The following is a 17,574-nucleotide window of genomic DNA, read 5'->3' as shown; positions in this document are numbered from 1 at the left end:
CTACCTCCTTATAATCTGCTCGTATATTTGAGAGCGATCCAACCAGCACCACTTTTGAGTTTACCCCATTCGTAGCCGTCAGCAGATTTAGTTTCCGTAATAGTGTATACTCCAGTTTTAGCTACACCAGCTTTACCGGCTTTTAAACTAGGAGACTTACGGATGTTCAAATCAGTAACCGAAACTTTCACACGAAAAGACCCAGATGGTTTTTGTATTGTTGCAGCTTTTGTGACTGCTACACCTTTTGAAACTTCCTGAGCCATTCGGATTAACTTATTCATATCAATACCACCGGGACATTCTGTAGCTGAGACTTGCTTATGTGGGATAATATGTTTTGCATCGATAGGTATGTTATATCGCTTACAGATATCCGCAATCAGCTTAGCTGATGATTTATAGGTCGTTTCCGAAATCGTCCAGTGTGGTGCTCCTGTGGCATTTAAGTGCTCAATACCGATAGACCGACGATTCATCGTAGCGTCGCCTGAGTGGAAAGCAGAATATTGCTCCCCGACGCAACCCCAAATTTCGTTGTCTGCAATTTCGTAATGAGCACTAGTCCAGTTGCCTGACGATTCGTACCATGTCTGCATAGCCACGTTTTTATTGGTAGTTGCGTTATGATGAATGACGATACGGTCAATCTTCATGCGACTATACCCGGTTACACCTTTTGATAGGTTAGAATACATCACATTTGGATTGAAGTGTGTTGTAAGAGATGAATATATTTCTCCGTTATGATTTATTGCGCCTGTTGAAGTCGTTGGTTTTGGTTTATTATCGTAAGGAAGTCTGAACCAACCAATAACATTGCTATAGTCTCGTTGATGTTTACGAGTAATACCGCCACCACCAATCTCCAACTGGTCATTGATACCGTTTCGATTGTGGTCAGAATAGCCGTCGATATTCTGCTCAACAGTCGACATACCATTCACATTGGCAGAGATACACACACCGATATGACCAAAAGGGTCATTGGCCCCAAACTGCATGACAAAGAAATCACCAGCCTGCGGGATTAAATCAGGCTTGCTCGTATCATTATAAACCACAGGCAATCCCAGCTTCTTAGCCCTGACCAGGCAATCCTTGGCGTTTGTATAGGCCATATTCAGTTGGCCACCCGTCAAATGTTGCATGATATGGTCAATCAAGGCCACACACTGTCCACCGTAGGGATTAGTTGGCACAGTGACCTTACGGCCGACTAAAGAAAGGGAATAGCTTACTACATCATTTACTGTTGTCATCTTCTTCCTCCTCCAAAAACGGATAAATCACAAAGGCAATGGGCGCTAAAACAACTAGCGCCACTACTACAAATATTGCCTTGACTACTTTCATCGATCCACCTTCGGCTCGTAGTAGCCTAGAGCCTGCTCGCTATCAGCAATCCCGTTTGTCGTTGGGTCATTGATGACACCGACCACAGTCAAAATGGACATGATTGTGCCAAAAGTGGTCTCCCAATCTTTCGGAACCCAGCTAAAACCTAATTGCTGTGCCAATAGTACAATCAATGGCACCAAGGTCCACCAAAATGTCGCGTTTCGTAATCGAACGCCCCAATTTATTTTATGCATATCAATTCTCCTTCATAATTACACGTTTCAGTTCCCGCACATCGTCGCCCAGGCTTTTGACCTGCTCCGCAAGGACCAAGATAGCTTTGTTCTGCTCGTCATGATTATCAAGTCGGCGATTAGCACTCTCTTTAAATTCCTTGAGATTTTCGATGTCCTTTTCCAGGATTGTGATGCGGTTTTCCTGCTTTGTGATTTTGGTCGAAAAATTGGTCCACAATCCGACGACTGTGGACACAAATCCGACCAAGGCATATACATGCTCTGGTTTAATGTGCATTCACTATTCTCCTTTCGGAATATAGTTCACCACATTCTCATCTGCAAGTTCAGGGTGTCCCATCAATTCCAACTGCGCCTTCACTTTCTTTTTAAAGATGCGTGGAACATCCTTGAATGCGAAATCAAAGTGCTCATCTACAATATTCATTGCCATTAACATTACCATCATTTTATTACTCCGTTTCTGTATCTGTGTTATCGGTAGAATTGTCGCTACCGTCGACTGTATCAACGTTTTCAATACTTTCATCTTCTGGGACCTCGCCTTCTTCAAAGCTAGCATAGAACTCTGCCAGCATTTCCATTACAGAACCATTCAGAATCCTAAATTTATCCTCAACCGCTTGGAATCGGCTGTTCCGCTCTTCCTCAGCCTTGCTTAGACGCTCAATTAGGTCTTCCTGGACAGACTGCATGGCCTCAAATTTCTCAGCGGATTCGGCCATAAAACGCTTAGCTGATTTAACAACAGCTTCCATCTCTTCAATCTTCTGCACACTCTCAGCCATAGCACGGTCAGCATACTCAGACTTAAAGTGAGCTTCACGGGCCAATTCGACCAATTCATTTTCGGTCTTGTCCATGTGATTGCCGACTACTTTTTCGGTATAGGTTGCGTAGCTTCCTGTTGTTGATGCTATAGCGATTTCTGTATGTGTGATTTCTCCGTCCTGTAAAAACGGATACTTCCCTATCACTTTCCAGGCTCTCATTCAGATACCTCCTCTGGTTTCGTAACCTCGTCCAGTTGCTTGGTTAAGTCAGCAATCTGCGCCTGCAGACTAGCAATGGTCTGCTGGCTTTCTTCCAGTTGCGCTTCCACTGTTGCTTTGTCCAAGGACAATTGAGCAATCTGTATGGCTAGTTTTGATTGGATATTTTCGTGCATATTTTCCTCCTAAACTTGTAATTTGTTAAAGAAATTAGTTTTGTTAATATAGCTGTCCATCAGGCCAGATACAGCTGATTGTAAGTTTGGCATTTTCCAATCCCAGTTATTCGCCCTCAAATGGTTTAAGCAGTGTGCAATAGCTTTGATCGCATTAATGTACAGATTCATGTCGATTGTTTGGTTTACCGTTTTAACTGTCTTAAACACATATCCCCTGCTTTCGTCAAAAGCATCTTTAAAATATATCGTGTCTCCATAAATCTCAACGCGGTCGAGTGTAGGATTATGATTATACCCGATAGCACTCCGAAAAATTCGGATGCCCGAGAAGCGACCAGATGATTGCGAGTTAATACCATCGCCAGACGAAGTCACGCCTAGCCCTGCATACACACCGCCAGCATTTGCGTCAGCGGAAGATGCCACGTCATTGAAATGCAAAAATGCTGTATGTGTTCCGCGTCTGCGCACTAGTGCATTATTAGCCGAATTAAAATTAATTGCAGCATTTTTGTTAAATGAGATGTTAGCATTATTCAGGTCCATCCGCATCGCACCATTCGTCGCGGACAGAATCCCTCCTGATATTTTACTAGCCGACAAGGTCACAGCCTGCACCTGCGTGATAAAAGCGTTCTTAGCAAATATCTGTTGCAAATAGGCTTCGTTTGCAGTCATTTTATTGACAAAGGCTTGGTCAAAGACCATCTTACTACCATCGATACTATTCGCTTTAATCCGTGCAGCATCCAGCGTACCGGTAGTTATCTTCCCAGCATCTAAGCTACCGATTTTGGCGGATGATATGACACCATCCTGTATATAAGTCGTACCAGTTATCTGCACTAACTTACCATCAATCTTGACAGAGCCATCTTTGTTTAGGTTTATCTGACCCAACACATCGCCGGCCTTAGTCAGACTTTTAATCGCATATGACCCAGCTAACGTGCTGACTTGCGTCTTAAGCCCATTATCACCAGACACCTCCTGCACCAAACCCGCTGCAGTCTGAGTAACTTTGCTAACGTTGTCCAAAATACTGCCTGCAGTACCAACAGCACCGATAGTACGAGTGTGGCCATCGACCGTGGATTTGACATTGTTAAAGGCGACGGTGGTGGTTAGGTCTTCAGGAGCTGGAGACCATGAGCTAGTCATGCTGCCAGCTTCCAACTGCCACTCGCACAAGTCTAAGTAAAACTCAGCCAGATTTGGCACAGGAGGCAAAATTTGAAGCGGATTGGCTCGTAAAATAGTCATCCCTTTTACAAACTCAAAATCAAATGAGTATGTCTTCCATTCCGTCCCGATAAAGATTTGGCTTCTATCCCACGGCAAATTGGTTGATGTACTACTTATCAAAATACCCATCACATTCATGTTGACTGGAGTGCTTGCCCTTGCTTTAAAGCTGATTTTTCCTTTCCCAGACGTAGGTATTTCTGAGCTAAATCCCCTAATTTCGGTGTATAGCGATATGAGACTAGGATTAAGCGAGGCGTTTGACCGTCTAATTCGTATAAACTCTCTGCTTCCATCTTTTAATTGTTCCGTTGATATTGGACAGGTCTGTGGATTATTTGTATTGATCCGGACGGTTCGGCTACCAAGGATATAATTTCGTCCCCCTGCCTCCGTTGGTATCTGACTCTCCACCCTACTGATGGTCCGCTCAAAGCTGGTCGCGGTCTTTGTGACCTTGTTTTGCATCTCAGTGATGGTAGGATAGGAACGGAGACTATTCTGCAAGGCGCTATTGGTGATGTAACCCTTAGCATCCAGATAGCCGTCTACCTCCACCCTGCTGAGTTTGGTACTGAGCTGACCATTTAGCTGGTTGTATTGTTGAGTAAAAGCATTACTCAAGCCGCCATAAGCATCCATAAAGTCCTGTAGGGACACCTTGTCAGACAAGCCAGACTTGACCTCGTCACTGATACGCTTGGCATCCGTAGCCAAGTTCTCCGCCACGCCAGCCTTTGCTAAGACTGCTGCGACCTTCTGACTCTGCTCCTCCTGATTGGCTTCCATGGATTGGGTGACTGCGTTAATGTCAGCATCAATACTTTGCTTGATGTTATCTGCGTAAAGCTCCGCCTCCGCCTTAGCCTGCTCGATACCATCATGGATGGATTTAACTCGCTTGTCAAATTCGGCATCAAAGGCTTGATTGGCATTTCTGATAGCTCGTTCCACTGCAATTTCTTGAGTGTTTGCATTTACTCCCAAAATCACATCAGCAGCATTAGACACGCCACTAGATACACCAGAGCCACCAACACCAGGCTTATCATCAAACGTGATAGAGATGTACTCTTCCATCAAAGCATTGTATTCATAAGCAATAGCCTTCTTGTAGATGTCTACATCGTGCTTCCTGCTCTTGATGTTGACTGTATCGCCCAGATGGATAACTTGACCATCAAGCTCATAAGCCTCAATCTCAATGGCATCGGATATCTTATCAATACCCTCGTGCTTAAACTTCGCCTCAGCCCACTTTCTCAGCTCATCCACTGTCTTAGCGTTATTATTCTCATACTCTTTTTCATTGATGTATGGATAATTACCGATAAGTGGACTGTCCACTGTTACAGCCAAGACCGTATCAGTTTCAGCGCCTTCTGCTCGAAAAGTAGAACGGGCATGGATTCGTGTGACCACGCTTTGAGAGTTTTTGGTCCGTTGATAAGACTTGAGGTTCTTATGTGTTGTGACAACTACTCCACGATCAGCCCCACGGCTACGTTTGACAGTTAGCGCAAAGTTATCACGGACAAGCTCGCCCTCCCATGTTCCAACGATGCTGTGCTTACCGTCCATCAGGACAGTGTAGAGCGTTTCAGTTTCAGTCGTGTTAAAGGTCCGACTGTCCATAATATCGCTAGTAAATGAAAAAGTCCCAAGATCCGTCTTGGCATTTTGGACCATTTGAGAGAGCGCCATAGCACAGCCTTGACCAACTACACTTACAGGAGTGATAGACCGTTGCATGACATCGTCAGAAATATGGTAGGCGGTGATGTCCAGACTGTCATCATTTTCTACAGGTTTTTTAATCCTAAAAAGCTGTGGACCAAGGACAGGAGTCGGTGCCTTTATCAGCATATCCTCTTTGATAAGCTGATAGATACTCGAGTCAGTGATAGGATAGCAAACAGTTATGTAGAAATCACCGTTGGTTTCTTCTTTGACAATGGCAGAGCTAGCTTCATGTAGTGGGATACCATTCCATTTGACCGTTCTCACATCTTTATCTAGCAAATAAAGCAACTATGCCCACCCCCAAACTGTTTCAAATTTTAATGACGTTATGCCCGGTCCCAATACCACACCGACATTCTGCCTCTTAGCAGGATCAACTGTGATAAAATCACCAGCCCACTTGATGAGGTTGCCGGTTTCCGTCTTAAAGCTAGGATTATCAGGATCATTGGTCATCACAAGCGATTCTGAGAGCTTTTCAAGTTTAATTACTTGGTCACCTATCGTAAACGATGTCTCAGAAGCGCTCTGACCGACCACTGTTATCTTCGGAAAAGCAAGAGCTGACCCTTGTACCCTCAAAACCCCGTTCCCAGTCAAAGTCTGGGTGTCTGTAGTTTTGAAAAACTTAGTAGGGTGGCAATAAAAGACAGCCCTACATATATACAAGTCAGGTCGTTCTTGGTTGACCTGCAATTCTCCAACCTTGTAGCACCACCGACGTGTTGACTTCAGTGCCTCACTCTCCAACCAAAATCCCTCACGGGTAAATAAAGCCAGAAAACGATTCATTTCCACCTCTGTGGGATTGATTAGTTGCAAAGTATATTCCTGCTTGCTGATGGGACGATGTTTGTTTGATTGCACCACAGCCCCGTTTATCCCATCATGTTCCAACAACTGCGTTTTACTTTCCATCACATCATAAGACGGAGGTTCTTTAATAATGATTTGAAAAGGAAAAGACGATGTTCGCACACCGTCTATGGTTAATTCATTATGAACCGTCATTGCCACACTCCTTTCAGTTGAGATTTCCGTTGAATTTCTTGAGCCAGTATCAGCCCCACTCGCTCAGCCAATTTCTGATAATCTTCTCTAGGTTCTTTTGATACATGGACAGTGATTGGTTGCTCGCTGCTATCCTTTTGTTTTAATGCCGATAAGATATCTTTTAAAACTTGCACGATAACACTATTGTCATTGTTTACCGTGATATCATTTTGATACCGCTGTTCCACTTGATCCAGAGACTTAAATATAGGCGAATCTGTCGAATATCCCACCCCTTCAGCATATCTAGGTACACCATACCGATCCATCAAGTCCCTCGTCTGCCGTGCAGGCAGCACCTTAGACCCGCGAGGCAAAGGAAGGATGACGTCTCGACCCTCAGGGATAAAACTCTCACCACTTGGAAGAGTGACCAACTCTTTATAAAGTGGGCCCTTCTGGTCATTGACCATCGCAAGACCACCAGGGTGGAAGTCTGTCCCTTTTTCATTCTTGAAAATCTTTTGAACAAACGTAGTAATCGTTGAGGTAATGGTCCTTGGAATGCTGTTCAAGTCCCATGTTGCTTGTCTTGCTGCCGAGCTAGCATTGTTGACAGCATTGATAGCAGCTGGGCTGTGTTGTCTAGGACTGTTTACAGCCTGCGTTGCCTGTGCCACTGGCCCAGCTGTATTGTTTTGAGCAAACATCCCAATAGGCTGAAACTGTTTCGGACTGTTGACACTCGCACTCGTTTGAGCGACGGCAGGTCCCGTACTGTTCAGACCAAACATAGGGATTGGACTGTTTTGTTTCGGACTGTTGACACCATCTTGCGCCTGTGCAACCGCTGAGCCAGTACCATCAACTGCATTCATAACAGGAACATTGGTCTGTTGTAAGCTATTCACAGCCTGATTAGACGTTACAACTTTTGACAACAAAGGCAAATCATTTGCATCCAAGCCGACCGTTTTCCCGGTTAAAGCATTGATAGCCTGTTGAGCATTTGCTGCGTTCCCGCTCGCCAAGTCATTTGCGATCAAGTCTTTCTGATAAGGTTGAAGCAGGTTCCAATTTTGCAAGGTAGCTTTTGCGGTTTCAGCGCTGGACAGGAATTGCTGATTTTCCCCCAGAAGTTTCTTAACCCCTTCTGGCATACTGTTCCAGATAGCCAAGTTTTCCTTACTCTCTATAATCGCCTTGATAGCTGGTTTTCCGTCCACGACCAGAGCTTTTTCCCGTGGACTCAGACTCTCCCATTGACCAGTTGCCACTAAGGCTTCACCGATAGCGACTTTTGCCGTCGTAGTCATCCGCCCTTCTTTGAGTGAGAGTTGCATAGCCTCCCAACCGCCTTCAGCTTGAAGAGCCTTTTGGATTTCCTCTTGCGCATTGGTCTTGACTTCCCCGGTCACAGGATCTAGCACGATCCCGTTCCAATAGTCAACTGCCGTTCGTGCTTCCTCACTCATTCCCTGCCAGTAACCAGTCACCAAAGACGATGTTGCCGATACCTTCTCAGCAACTCCCTCCATCTTCGCTTGGAACTCCTCATAAGACAGGCCTAGAGCCTCCATCGTTGACTTGACTTGGTTGAGGATTAGTTTTTGAGCTTCAGGACTTGACTTGGCGAGCGAACCGTTGACTTCCAACAACCGCTTTTGGATTTCCATGTACTGTTCGCCAAAAGCACCCATCTTTGCGTTGTGCTCAGCATTTAACTGCTCCATCTCCCGATAATAGGTTTCTTCAGAGATTTTTCGGTCATTATACAACTCTTGAATAGCCTTCTTTTGCTCCTTGTAGGCCTTGTTTTCCTCTTCCAGCATCTTTTTAGTGTTGGAGAGAGCCTTAGTAAGCTGCGTTGCATTCAATTCCTCGATACGACCGTTCATCGCCTTGGTGAGGGCCTCTTTTTCCTTGCTAGAAAACTTCATCAACTCCAGCTGTTCTTGAATCAGAGCATTTTGAGCAGACAAGACAATTTCTTTTTCCTCAGCGGATAATTGACGCTTCTGTTCATTGGCACGCTTGTAGATGTCCACGACATCTTGTGCCATATTTTGAGTGACTTGCTTAGTTTCCTCAGCTCGGTCTTTCATGTACTGGATTTCTTCGTTGCTCAATCCCAATTTCTCAGCCAATTTCAAATCCTTAGCCAGATTTTTATCAACCAACTTTGCGATTTCGCCTGTCAATTCAGAGAAGGCTTGCTTGACATTCTCCACACCCTGCACACCCTCTGTACCAAACAGAGTCATAGCCTTGTTGGTTTCATCCACCTTAGACTTAAGCTTGGACAGTTCTTGGGCTTCCGTCTTACTGACGGCGGTACCCCATTCTGCGGTTCGTTGTGCTGCTTCTCTCGCTTTCTCAGCCCACATAGCCACTCCAACAAGAGCCGCACCACCGAGGAGGACGCCCCACGTTACAGGATTTCCTAACAAACCAACGGCGCTAGATAATAAGCCAGCACTCCCTGCTGCGCCTGCCATGGCAGTGCCTGTTGCAGTTGCAGAAGTCGCCACAGAAGACAGAGTACTTGCCACCGCTTTTTTAGCTAAAATTCCGCTCATCTTGGTGGACAAAAAACCGAAAGCACTTGAAACATTCCCGATGCCAGTCGCTAGATTGCCCACAAAATTCAATGCAGGATAAGCAACCGCAAGACCACCAGCTATCGTCATCCAAAACTTCTGAGTCCCCTCATCCGCTTCAGCAAACTTCTCTACCCAAGTCGTTATCTTTTCGATAATCGGCGTCAATATCGGCAACAGTTTCTCTCCAACCGTTATCTGTAAGACCTCCAAAGAAGAGCGAAAACGCTCAACAGCAGACTTGCCAGAACCTGACATTTTCTTGTAGAGCTCATCCGTGTAGCCAGCTGCTCCCTTGGTTGCATCCGTCAAATTGTTCAACTCATCCGCACCAGCACTTACCAAAGCATTGATACCTGACTGAGCTTCGATACCAAAGGCTTGAGCGATTATGGCCGCCTTTTGGGCATCAGTCATCCCTTCCGTATTCTTACGGATGCGGTCGATGACATCAGGAAGCTTAATCGCACCACTACGAAACTCCTCAGCAGAAAAGCCCAGTTGTTTAAAGGCGGTCGCATTTTCCTTAGACGGATCTAGGAGTTTAGACAAGGCACCACGCAGGGCAGTACCAGCCTTTTGACCGTCAATACCCGCATTGGACAAGATACCGATAGCAGCAGCCGTCTCCTCAATGCTCATCCCGACAGAGTTAGCGACAGGTCCGACATACTCCATGGCCAGACCCATATCAGAAAAGCCCGCCTTTGTCTTATTAGCAACAAAGGACAGGCTATCGGTTACCCTATTGGTATTTTTGAGCATCTGGTTGGTATCTGACGTAATCAGATTAAACTGACTCATGATAGAAGTCGTAGCCCCCATGACTGTACCAAACGCTTCACCAGTTGCCTTGCTTGCTGTCAAAATCGCAGGCATAGCACCGATGGTTTGGTTGGCATCAAAACCAGCTTTGATAATCTCCTGCATTCCAAGGTTGATGTCAGAAGTTGAAATACCAAACTGCTTAGCCCATTTTTTCGAGTTGTCCCCAAGCTGGGCAGTTGTATTATCTAGCACTTTAGCATCTGTTACCGTATCGCCAAGCAAAGCCTTGACCGTCTGCATCTCGCCACCGAAGTCAAGAGCTTTCTTAGTAGCTAAAGTAAAACCTGCTGACAAAGCTGTAGAGACAGGCATCATAGCATTGCCCATAGTTGTCAAGACGGAGCCGACTTTTTTAGCTCCTTCCCCAAAATTTGTCAAGGAAGCCCCTAATTTCCCCCACTTAGAGTTTTCAGCATGAACCTTTACCAAGGCAGTTTCTACCCTACCAAGTTCTGCTCTCAGTTGCTCCAGCTTAGCATTCTCACGCTCGATTTCTATAGCAGCACTTTCCCATTTCTTAGACCCGACATCCAGACTATTGAAATTCTTTTTTAATCGTGCCAATACCTCGCCCTGCTTATCCAGAGCTTGTGTCAATGTCTTTTGTTTAGCACCCAGCAAGGTCATTGTATTCCCACTGCTTTTCATCGCAGCATCCAAAGCCCTTGCTTCCGCTTTGAAATAATTGACAGCCTTCTTGCTAGCGTTCAGATTACTTGCAAACTTTGAGCTATCCAGCTCAAGCTCAATCCGCATCGCACCTAAAGGTGTAGCCATATCTTCTCCTTTCCAAATTTTGAGTATAAAAAAACACCTAAAAATAGGTGTTGGGATAAATGAAAACTATCTAACAAAGTTAAATGACTTCTAACACTCAGGTTCATCCATACATCACAGCTTATCCCCGTACATCCTAGTAAAAATTGCAAGGAAACACCCCAGCATCAGATACCAGAAAAAAGGTTGAAAAACCGCAGGAAGAACAAGAGCTGTTAAAATCATTTGAGTAAGCAAGTTGTAATCTATATCTACGATCATCCAATAAATAAAGAAACCAATGTATGGGATCCAAAGAAAGCACAAAACATAGAAAATTTTAACATTACGTTCATATGCTTTTCCCTTTTCTAGGTTCATGATCACTCACCTCTCTTACCCACATTATACTCCTTTTTCCTATAAAATCAAGTAAAATTAGGCGCTGAGAGGGCGATTCTGAGCGCATTTCGACCATGTTTATGACCTAGTTATCACCAACTATTGCGAGAGTGACCCGACAAACTCACCAATAGACATTACCTTCTCATCAGTCGGCTCACTTCTATCGGTATCCGCCTGCAAGATAGCCATCAGATGTTCATAGTCGGTATCCATTACATCCCGTATACTCATGCCAAAGTCAGACCGAACCACAGCTTTTAGAAAGGTATCGAACTTCCTCAGACTATCCTTGGCGCTCAGCCGTTCCCCTTTGGGTCACCTTCACCGCCAATCAACTTGACAAAGACCCTACCGATGATGTCATTTAGCTCTGCCATTTCCAGACCGCTATACATGGCATCAACCGTTAAGCCTTCAAAAAGACTAGCGATAAAGCTCAATTGCTCATCCAATTTGACCGCCTCAGAAAGCGCAAGTTCCTCATCCTCATGACGTGCCGCCATCTCCAGATACTCACGATACTTAGACACAGGCAGATAGCTGTTTTCATAGACAACCTTCTCCCCTTTTTCGTTTCGAACCTTAACCTCAAGAATAGACATTTCTTCCTCCTTAAACATAAAAAGAGGCGGACGAACCGCCTCGACCTATCCAGCAGCTACCATATTTAACAATTGTTTCAATTTGGTTACTTCTGACGCTTCTTTACCGATGTAGTAACCCACATACTGACCAGCAGAATCACCCGTTTCGCCAGGCAAGACAGTGTATGCTAATTTATCGCTACCAAGTTCTTCCTGTTTCTCCTTGAGTGTTTCCGCATCCAAATCTCCTTTCGAGAAATTTCCACGGAAAAATGCAAAGTAAGCAGGAGTCCCGTCTGCCTCTTCTGATTCAAGCAAGATAGAGCAGTATGGAGCTTCGGTATCTGCACCGATAAAGCCCAGACTACCCGATTTCTTATAGCCCAGCAACTTCTCAAGAACTAGCATACGCAAGTCCAACAGCTCAAAATCCGCCTCAACATTTCCCACACCTTTACGGGACACATGATAAGCAATGTTTGACCCATATGTTTTAGTGACATCAGGCGAAAGCCCTTTGATATTCACCTTTTGAGTCGCTCCCTTATCCTGCTTCCCCTCAAAAGTAAACAAGTTTGTCCCTTCTGTTGGATTCTCCTTATCCAAGATACGAACCGTCATTGATTTAAAACCAACTAATACCATGTATATACTCCATTTCTAATATTCACTATAGAGGGAACTTCTCCCCCTGTACGTTCGGACATCGACATACCGCCCAATGTCCGCAATGTAATCTTCTAGATTGCTGATAGCATCGGTAACTTGATAAAACCGCTTGCCCTCAAAAATCTCTTCCACTATCCTTTGTAATTTCTTACACTCCAAACGTTCATCACTTTCCACATTGACCTGTATCAAGTAGCGTTTGGCAAGGCTGGTATTGGAGCCCATTGCAGTCTGGATAGGAGAGCTGACAGGCTTCAAGACGATACTCGCCTCCTTGCTACCCAGACTCTCAGGACGTTCAAAAGACTTGATAGACACACCAGCCAACCGTTCATCAGCCACCAGCAACTCATACAAGTCCAGCAACATATCCCTTTCCACTACAAATCACCTCCAAAGCCGTCTTGAAGATGCACCTTTATCTTCTCAGGATAGGTGGTTTCTAACCCTTCTGAAAAACGACGGATAACGCCAAAACCACGAGGGTTGGGATTTCTAGCATAGCCTAGCTCGTTCAAATGCACCAACTGCCAACGAGTAGGCTCTCCCTTTCCAAAACCTAGCTTTATCTGGGCAACACCAGTAGCCCGACTAACACCAGATACCACAATAGCATTGACTGTCGCCCCAGTATCACGATAGCTAGAAATAGCCTCTTTAAAATCAGGCTCGATTTCCTTGGCGACCTCACGAAGAGCCTTATTGGTCACTCGTCGCACCTTGCTCTCGCCAAGTTTTTCTTCCATCTTGGCAAGAACTTCCTCAAAGCCTACTAAGTTTGCACCACTAGCCATGACTACCACCTCCAAGCACGATGGTCAAAAAGAACCGCTCGTCAAATCGTGGACGGATATCCAAAATCTCCCACTTCTGACCAGCATAACGATGGTCTAAAATTTCAACAAAGTGCTGATTTTTAGGCACATAAGCCGTCAAGGGATCGCGAATGGTCAGTGTCAAGCTAGCCTTGACTCCCTTACTTTTTGAAATCTCCAAATCCTTCATACTCGGATTGTAAACCTCAGCAAAGGTTGAAAAGACCTTCTCAAAAGCCATATCCCGACCATCCAGCCCCTCTTCTACAGTAGCCGAATAAAAGACCACTGGTGTCCGCAAGTCCCCGTTAGAAGTCTCACGCTTGGCCATCTTCTTCTACCGACTTCTTCTTCCGACCAGACTTCTGAACTGGCTTCTCTTCAAGCACTACAATAAATCCAGGCAGCTTTTCTTCAATTTCCTTAAAACGCTCTTCAGTCACCTCAAAGACGTCCCCCTCAAAGTGGATGACATCTTCCTTCCTGTCATGAAAAATCTTCTTCGTCACTACTTTCATCATCAAATCCTTTCAAGGTATGTACAAAGGCAAAGCGATCCAATTCTGGTGCAAAGGCGATTTCGAACAACTCCAACTTGTCATTGTAAACAAATCTAGACCGCTCCAAAATCAACTCCTGACCAGAATCAATCACATCAACGGCCACACCAAAACGCTCAGAAAGAGCGGCTTGCGAACCAGCCAAAATCTGTCTCAGATTGTTATCTTCAACATCATGAAAAATCCGCATCCGCTCCTTGAACGCTGTCAACAACTTATCGCTGACCTCAACCATCACTAAGCACCAGGAATAGCATCAGGCACTTGCAAAGTCCACACTGCAGCCGCACGCTCGTCCTTGGCACGACCATAGGCAAACTGTTTAGCCGTGTACAAGTCTTGGTCATTCAACGCATAGGTTTGGTCGTATTTCTTAATTTCAATACCACCAGCTACATATGCATCATAACGACCTTTGACAAAAGTAGTCACCTTTCCAGCTACTTGAGCGACAGACTCAACAATGATCATATTGTAAGGCATAGCAGTGACAAAAACACCGTTAGCATTGAGCGAGGTAAACTGTTTTTTCACATCCCATGCATCAGCTGGATTGACCACCATGACCAAGTTGCCCTCAACTGGTACAGGTGTCACCCCGTCTTCTTTTACAGAGTGGTGTTTGTGAACAACTGTTAGATCACGAACAGTAGTCGCAGCATCCTTAAATGTTAAAATCGCAGTTGGTTCTTTAGCTTTGTAGGTTGTCTTTTCTCCAGCAACTTCGCCCTTCGTTGACATGGTCAATCCTAACGGCTTGTCGTCACCATCACCATTCAAAAATGCTGCTTCCAAAGCTACCGCAAAAGCTTCATGAATTTGTGTCATGACAAAAGATTGAATCCAAGCAGGACCAAATTTTGATAGGTCTTTCGGTAGTACCACATAAGCAGTCAATTTATGCTGGATAGCTTTACTTGATTTGAATGCTTGTTTTAATTGCCCCTTGATTTCACCAAAGAGTTCTCCCCACTCTGCCTTACCAGTAGCTTCAGAGTCGATAAATTTCAAACGAAGCCCAGCATTTTTTAGACCAATATGCTCAAGCAATGGGTGCTTGGTTGTCAAATCTTCAAAAATACGGTCAACCGTTTCTTCCGGCAAGATTTCCATAACACCAGCCGGGATACCTGACTGAACATCATTAAAGAATTTACGTTCATGAGCTGTCATTTTTGATTCCGCAGGAGTCATAGCGACCGCCGTTTCAACTTCGGATTTCGCCACTTTCTTACTTTCTTCGACAACTGCCGCCATCAAGTCAGCAAAGAGCCCTTCCTGCACAGTAGCATCCTCGCCATTGGCCACAGATGCTAAGAATTTTGCTTGAATGTCTGATACATTCGTAGATAATTTCATTGTCATTAATGTATTTCCTTTCATTTTCGATTAAAAAAAGCCCCAAACCCTTTTGGAACTTCCCTCACTTCTTCAACTATTTCTTTTACCGTGGTATTTTCCATTTTGGAAACAACCGCCTCAGCCAGCTTATCATAGTCAATCTCCTGTTTCTGATGGACTATCTCAGCAATCCGAGCCACCACACGACTAGGCACCATATTCTCCAGACTAGCCACCAACTGAGGAGCTGTGTTATCCTCAAACATGACCTTATCCGCAAAACCATGTTCCACCGCCTGCTGGGCAGTAAACCACGTTTCCTTGGCCATCAAATCAAGCAGAGCAGACATCTCCATCCCAGTTTTAGCTACATAGCTATTGGCGATGGATTGATTAAACCCTTCAAGAACACCAGCTTCATGCAACATATCCCGATGGTCGCCAGATACGACTGTTGATACATTGTGGATCATGATTTGAGCCGTTGGACTGATTTCAACCACATCCCCTGCCATAGCAATGACAGAGGCAGCACTAGCAGCAATCCCCACCACCTTGACCGTCACTTGACCAGCATAATCACGCAACTTGGTATAGATTTCACTACCAGCATAGACATCACCACCACCAGAGTTAATAACTACCTCAATCGGTTCACTAGTCTCAGGCAGGACAATATCCTTTGGAGCAGTTGCAGGCATGTCAAACCATTCGTAAAACCAACGGTCACTATCTGACACAATCGGTCCATTAACGTGAATCCTCTTCACTCTCTTCTCCTTTCTCATCTCTTCCAGCTACCTCGTAATTCTTCGTACGGATGATAATATCCCCACCCTCAATAGGCGCAAAACCAAGCTCACGACGTACCTCATTGACCATAAAGGCACCACTGGAAGTAATCTTATCGATACTAGACGACAAGTCCAGCATATCACGGTCAACCACCTTAGCAATCCCAAGTCTCACACCTGCCTGATAATCAGACGGATCGATCAGAGCAGCCGTCAACTCATCCGAAACCTTCTTGACCAAAGGTTTCAAGCAATCAATCGCAAAAGACTTCCTAGCCTCCTCAATACCAGCCACCTCACCATGCAGAACCACAGCAGGAATACCGATTAAGTCAGCCACCTCATCTTCAAATTGATGCTTGAGCTTTTTCAAATCATCGATTGACGTATTGGACACACCCACCTTATTCGTCAACTCAGCATACTCCAACTGATTGACCATAGGGACGATAGCTACCGAGCGATTGCTAAAGGCCTGAAACAACTTCTCACTATAGGATTTCATCAAGTCCAAGTTATCCTTGGAGAGCTGACTAGCCCCCTTGATATTCAATGTCCCACGGATTTGATTATTTCGAGCCATCGTCTCTACCAGACGGTCATAGAGCTTCTGATAATCCTCAAACAACCGATTGAGATAAGCCTCCAGATGACGATTATTGTACTGGAGATAGATGACCTCACTTCTGCCAAATGACCACTTAAACTGAAAGTCCTTAACAACCACAGACTCAAACCTATCCTCATAGAGAGCGTACTCCTTACGAACATAAGAATCAGCTATCAGCAACTGGTCATCTTCCGACAGGACAATCAAGACTTCATTGTGCACCAGCAAACGATACAGAGCCTTTTGCCAAAACTGAGAAGCACTATCATCCGTATTCGGACGCACATTGAGCAAGTATTCCCATGGACTAGCAAAAGCCTTTCCATTCTTCACAAAAGAAAACTCAGCCTTTGAGAAAATTCGAGCCACAAACTCAGCCGACTTGTCAATCGCTAAGGTCTTCAAGTATGCCTTGTTGAACTCCTCGAACAAGACCGAAAAATCCTCCAAATCAACCGTCGGACTCTTATTGCGACTCACGAAAAAATCAAGTAAGCCCAATCACATCACCCCTTTCTAAAAAACTTCTCAAAACCACGCTTCTTGCCAAACTTCACACGCTCCAACTCCTTATTGGTAGCCAAAGCATTCCGCTCAACAACTTCACGTAGCTCCGTGATTTCCTGCGACAGCTCCGAAATGATCTTATCCTGCTCCGCCAACTTCCTTTTAAGCCAACGCTTTATCCCTTTCCGAACGCTCATAGCATTCTCCTTTCAGCTTTTTTAAAAATACGCATTTTATACACATTTCTTCTTGACAAACTTTAAAAAGCAATCCCATGATAGTGACATTGCTTTGGTTGCTATTGACATACTTGCCTACAAGAAAAAATACCAGTCTCTGAGCCCGACAAGGCTCT

At 44.9% G+C, this 17,574-nt stretch carries 21 protein-coding genes; all 21 read right to left on the bottom strand.

Annotated features, from left to right (window positions below):
• Positions 1 to 8: 8 nt before the first annotated feature.
• A complete protein-coding gene (locus tag AB1F57_RS05300) occupies positions 9 to 1,262 on the bottom strand; it encodes an N-acetylmuramoyl-L-alanine amidase (RefSeq protein WP_367986234.1) in 1,254 nt (417 codons plus the stop codon).
• 90 nt (positions 1,263 to 1,352) lie between these two features.
• Positions 1,353 to 1,595, bottom strand: coding sequence for a phage holin (locus AB1F57_RS05295; protein WP_367986233.1), 243 nt, complete (start codon positions 1,593 to 1,595; stop codon positions 1,353 to 1,355).
• Between the two features lies 1 nt (position 1,596).
• The gene (locus AB1F57_RS05290; protein ID WP_367986232.1) at positions 1,597 to 1,875 is read right to left on the bottom strand and encodes a hypothetical protein; all 279 of its coding nucleotides are present in this window, start codon (positions 1,873 to 1,875) and stop codon (positions 1,597 to 1,599) included.
• A 3-nt stretch (positions 1,876 to 1,878) separates the two neighbouring features.
• Positions 1,879 to 2,031: a hypothetical protein gene (locus AB1F57_RS05285; RefSeq protein ID WP_367986231.1), complete on the bottom strand. Its 153-nt coding sequence runs from the start codon at positions 2,029 to 2,031 to the stop codon at positions 1,879 to 1,881.
• 19 nt (positions 2,032 to 2,050) lie between these two features.
• Entirely contained in the window at positions 2,051 to 2,590 is a 540-nt protein-coding gene (locus AB1F57_RS05280) for a hypothetical protein (RefSeq protein ID WP_367986230.1), read from the bottom strand.
• Positions 2,587 to 2,766 (bottom strand): hypothetical protein, encoded by a 180-nt coding sequence (locus tag AB1F57_RS05275; RefSeq protein WP_367986229.1) that lies wholly within the window; start codon positions 2,764 to 2,766, stop codon positions 2,587 to 2,589. Before AB1F57_RS05275 ends, AB1F57_RS05280 begins: the two co-directional genes overlap by 4 nt.
• 9 nt (positions 2,767 to 2,775) lie before the next feature.
• Entirely contained in the window at positions 2,776 to 6,045 is a 3,270-nt protein-coding gene (locus AB1F57_RS05270) for a phage tail spike protein (RefSeq protein ID WP_367986228.1), read from the bottom strand.
• A complete protein-coding gene (locus AB1F57_RS05265) occupies positions 6,046 to 6,768 on the bottom strand; it encodes a phage tail protein (protein WP_367986227.1) in 723 nt (240 codons plus the stop codon). It abuts the gene before it with no gap.
• Positions 6,765 to 10,955, bottom strand: coding sequence for a phage tail tape measure protein (locus AB1F57_RS05260; protein ID WP_367986226.1), 4,191 nt, complete (start codon positions 10,953 to 10,955; stop codon positions 6,765 to 6,767). The genes AB1F57_RS05265 and AB1F57_RS05260 overlap by 4 nt, the downstream gene beginning before the upstream one ends.
• A gap of 114 nt (positions 10,956 to 11,069) precedes the next feature.
• Positions 11,070 to 11,315: a hypothetical protein gene (locus AB1F57_RS05255; protein ID WP_367986225.1), complete on the bottom strand. Its 246-nt coding sequence runs from the start codon at positions 11,313 to 11,315 to the stop codon at positions 11,070 to 11,072.
• A gap of 320 nt (positions 11,316 to 11,635) precedes the next feature.
• Positions 11,636 to 11,941 carry a hypothetical protein gene (locus tag AB1F57_RS05250; protein WP_367986224.1) on the bottom strand — a complete coding sequence of 102 codons (306 nt, stop codon included), beginning with the start codon at positions 11,939 to 11,941 and terminating at the stop codon, positions 11,636 to 11,638.
• Between the two features lie 45 nt (positions 11,942 to 11,986).
• Positions 11,987 to 12,568 carry a major tail protein gene (locus tag AB1F57_RS05245; RefSeq protein ID WP_367986223.1) on the bottom strand — a complete coding sequence of 194 codons (582 nt, stop codon included), beginning with the start codon at positions 12,566 to 12,568 and terminating at the stop codon, positions 11,987 to 11,989.
• Between the two features lie 15 nt (positions 12,569 to 12,583).
• The gene (locus tag AB1F57_RS05240) at positions 12,584 to 12,973 is read right to left on the bottom strand and encodes a hypothetical protein (RefSeq protein ID WP_367986222.1); all 390 of its coding nucleotides are present in this window, start codon (positions 12,971 to 12,973) and stop codon (positions 12,584 to 12,586) included.
• On the bottom strand, positions 12,973 to 13,386 hold the full coding sequence (locus AB1F57_RS05235) for a hypothetical protein (RefSeq protein ID WP_367986221.1): 414 nt from the start codon (positions 13,384 to 13,386) through the stop codon (positions 12,973 to 12,975). Before AB1F57_RS05235 ends, AB1F57_RS05240 begins: the two co-directional genes overlap by 1 nt.
• Complete coding sequence (locus tag AB1F57_RS05230; RefSeq protein WP_367986219.1) at positions 13,379 to 13,738, bottom strand: phage head-tail adapter protein; 360 nt, start codon at positions 13,736 to 13,738, stop codon at positions 13,379 to 13,381. Before AB1F57_RS05230 ends, AB1F57_RS05235 begins: the two co-directional genes overlap by 8 nt.
• Positions 13,725 to 13,925, bottom strand: a complete 201-nt coding sequence (locus tag AB1F57_RS05225) for a hypothetical protein (protein WP_367986218.1) — start codon at positions 13,923 to 13,925, stop codon at positions 13,725 to 13,727. The genes AB1F57_RS05230 and AB1F57_RS05225 overlap by 14 nt, the downstream gene beginning before the upstream one ends.
• On the bottom strand, positions 13,894 to 14,202 hold the full coding sequence (locus tag AB1F57_RS05220) for a phage gp6-like head-tail connector protein (protein ID WP_367986217.1): 309 nt from the start codon (positions 14,200 to 14,202) through the stop codon (positions 13,894 to 13,896). The genes AB1F57_RS05225 and AB1F57_RS05220 overlap by 32 nt, the downstream gene beginning before the upstream one ends.
• 2 nt (positions 14,203 to 14,204) lie before the next feature.
• Positions 14,205 to 15,332, bottom strand: a complete 1,128-nt coding sequence (locus AB1F57_RS05215) for a phage major capsid protein (protein WP_367986216.1) — start codon at positions 15,330 to 15,332, stop codon at positions 14,205 to 14,207.
• Positions 15,333 to 15,346: 14 nt separating this feature from the next.
• On the bottom strand, positions 15,347 to 16,078 hold the full coding sequence (locus AB1F57_RS05210; protein WP_367986215.1) for a head maturation protease, ClpP-related: 732 nt from the start codon (positions 16,076 to 16,078) through the stop codon (positions 15,347 to 15,349).
• Complete coding sequence (locus AB1F57_RS05205) at positions 16,059 to 17,213, bottom strand: phage portal protein (RefSeq protein ID WP_367986214.1); 1,155 nt, start codon at positions 17,211 to 17,213, stop codon at positions 16,059 to 16,061. Before AB1F57_RS05205 ends, AB1F57_RS05210 begins: the two co-directional genes overlap by 20 nt.
• A gap of 5 nt (positions 17,214 to 17,218) precedes the next feature.
• Positions 17,219 to 17,416, bottom strand: a complete 198-nt coding sequence (locus AB1F57_RS05200) for a hypothetical protein (protein ID WP_367986212.1) — start codon at positions 17,414 to 17,416, stop codon at positions 17,219 to 17,221.
• Between the last annotated feature and the right edge of the window lie 158 nt (positions 17,417 to 17,574).

The organism is Streptococcus nasisuis (genome assembly GCF_040836615.1).
Classification (GTDB): domain Bacteria; phylum Bacillota; class Bacilli; order Lactobacillales; family Streptococcaceae; genus Streptococcus; species Streptococcus suis_V.
The sequence above is the reverse complement of the archived record's forward strand: the minus strand, read 5'-3'. Positions and strand labels throughout refer to the sequence as shown.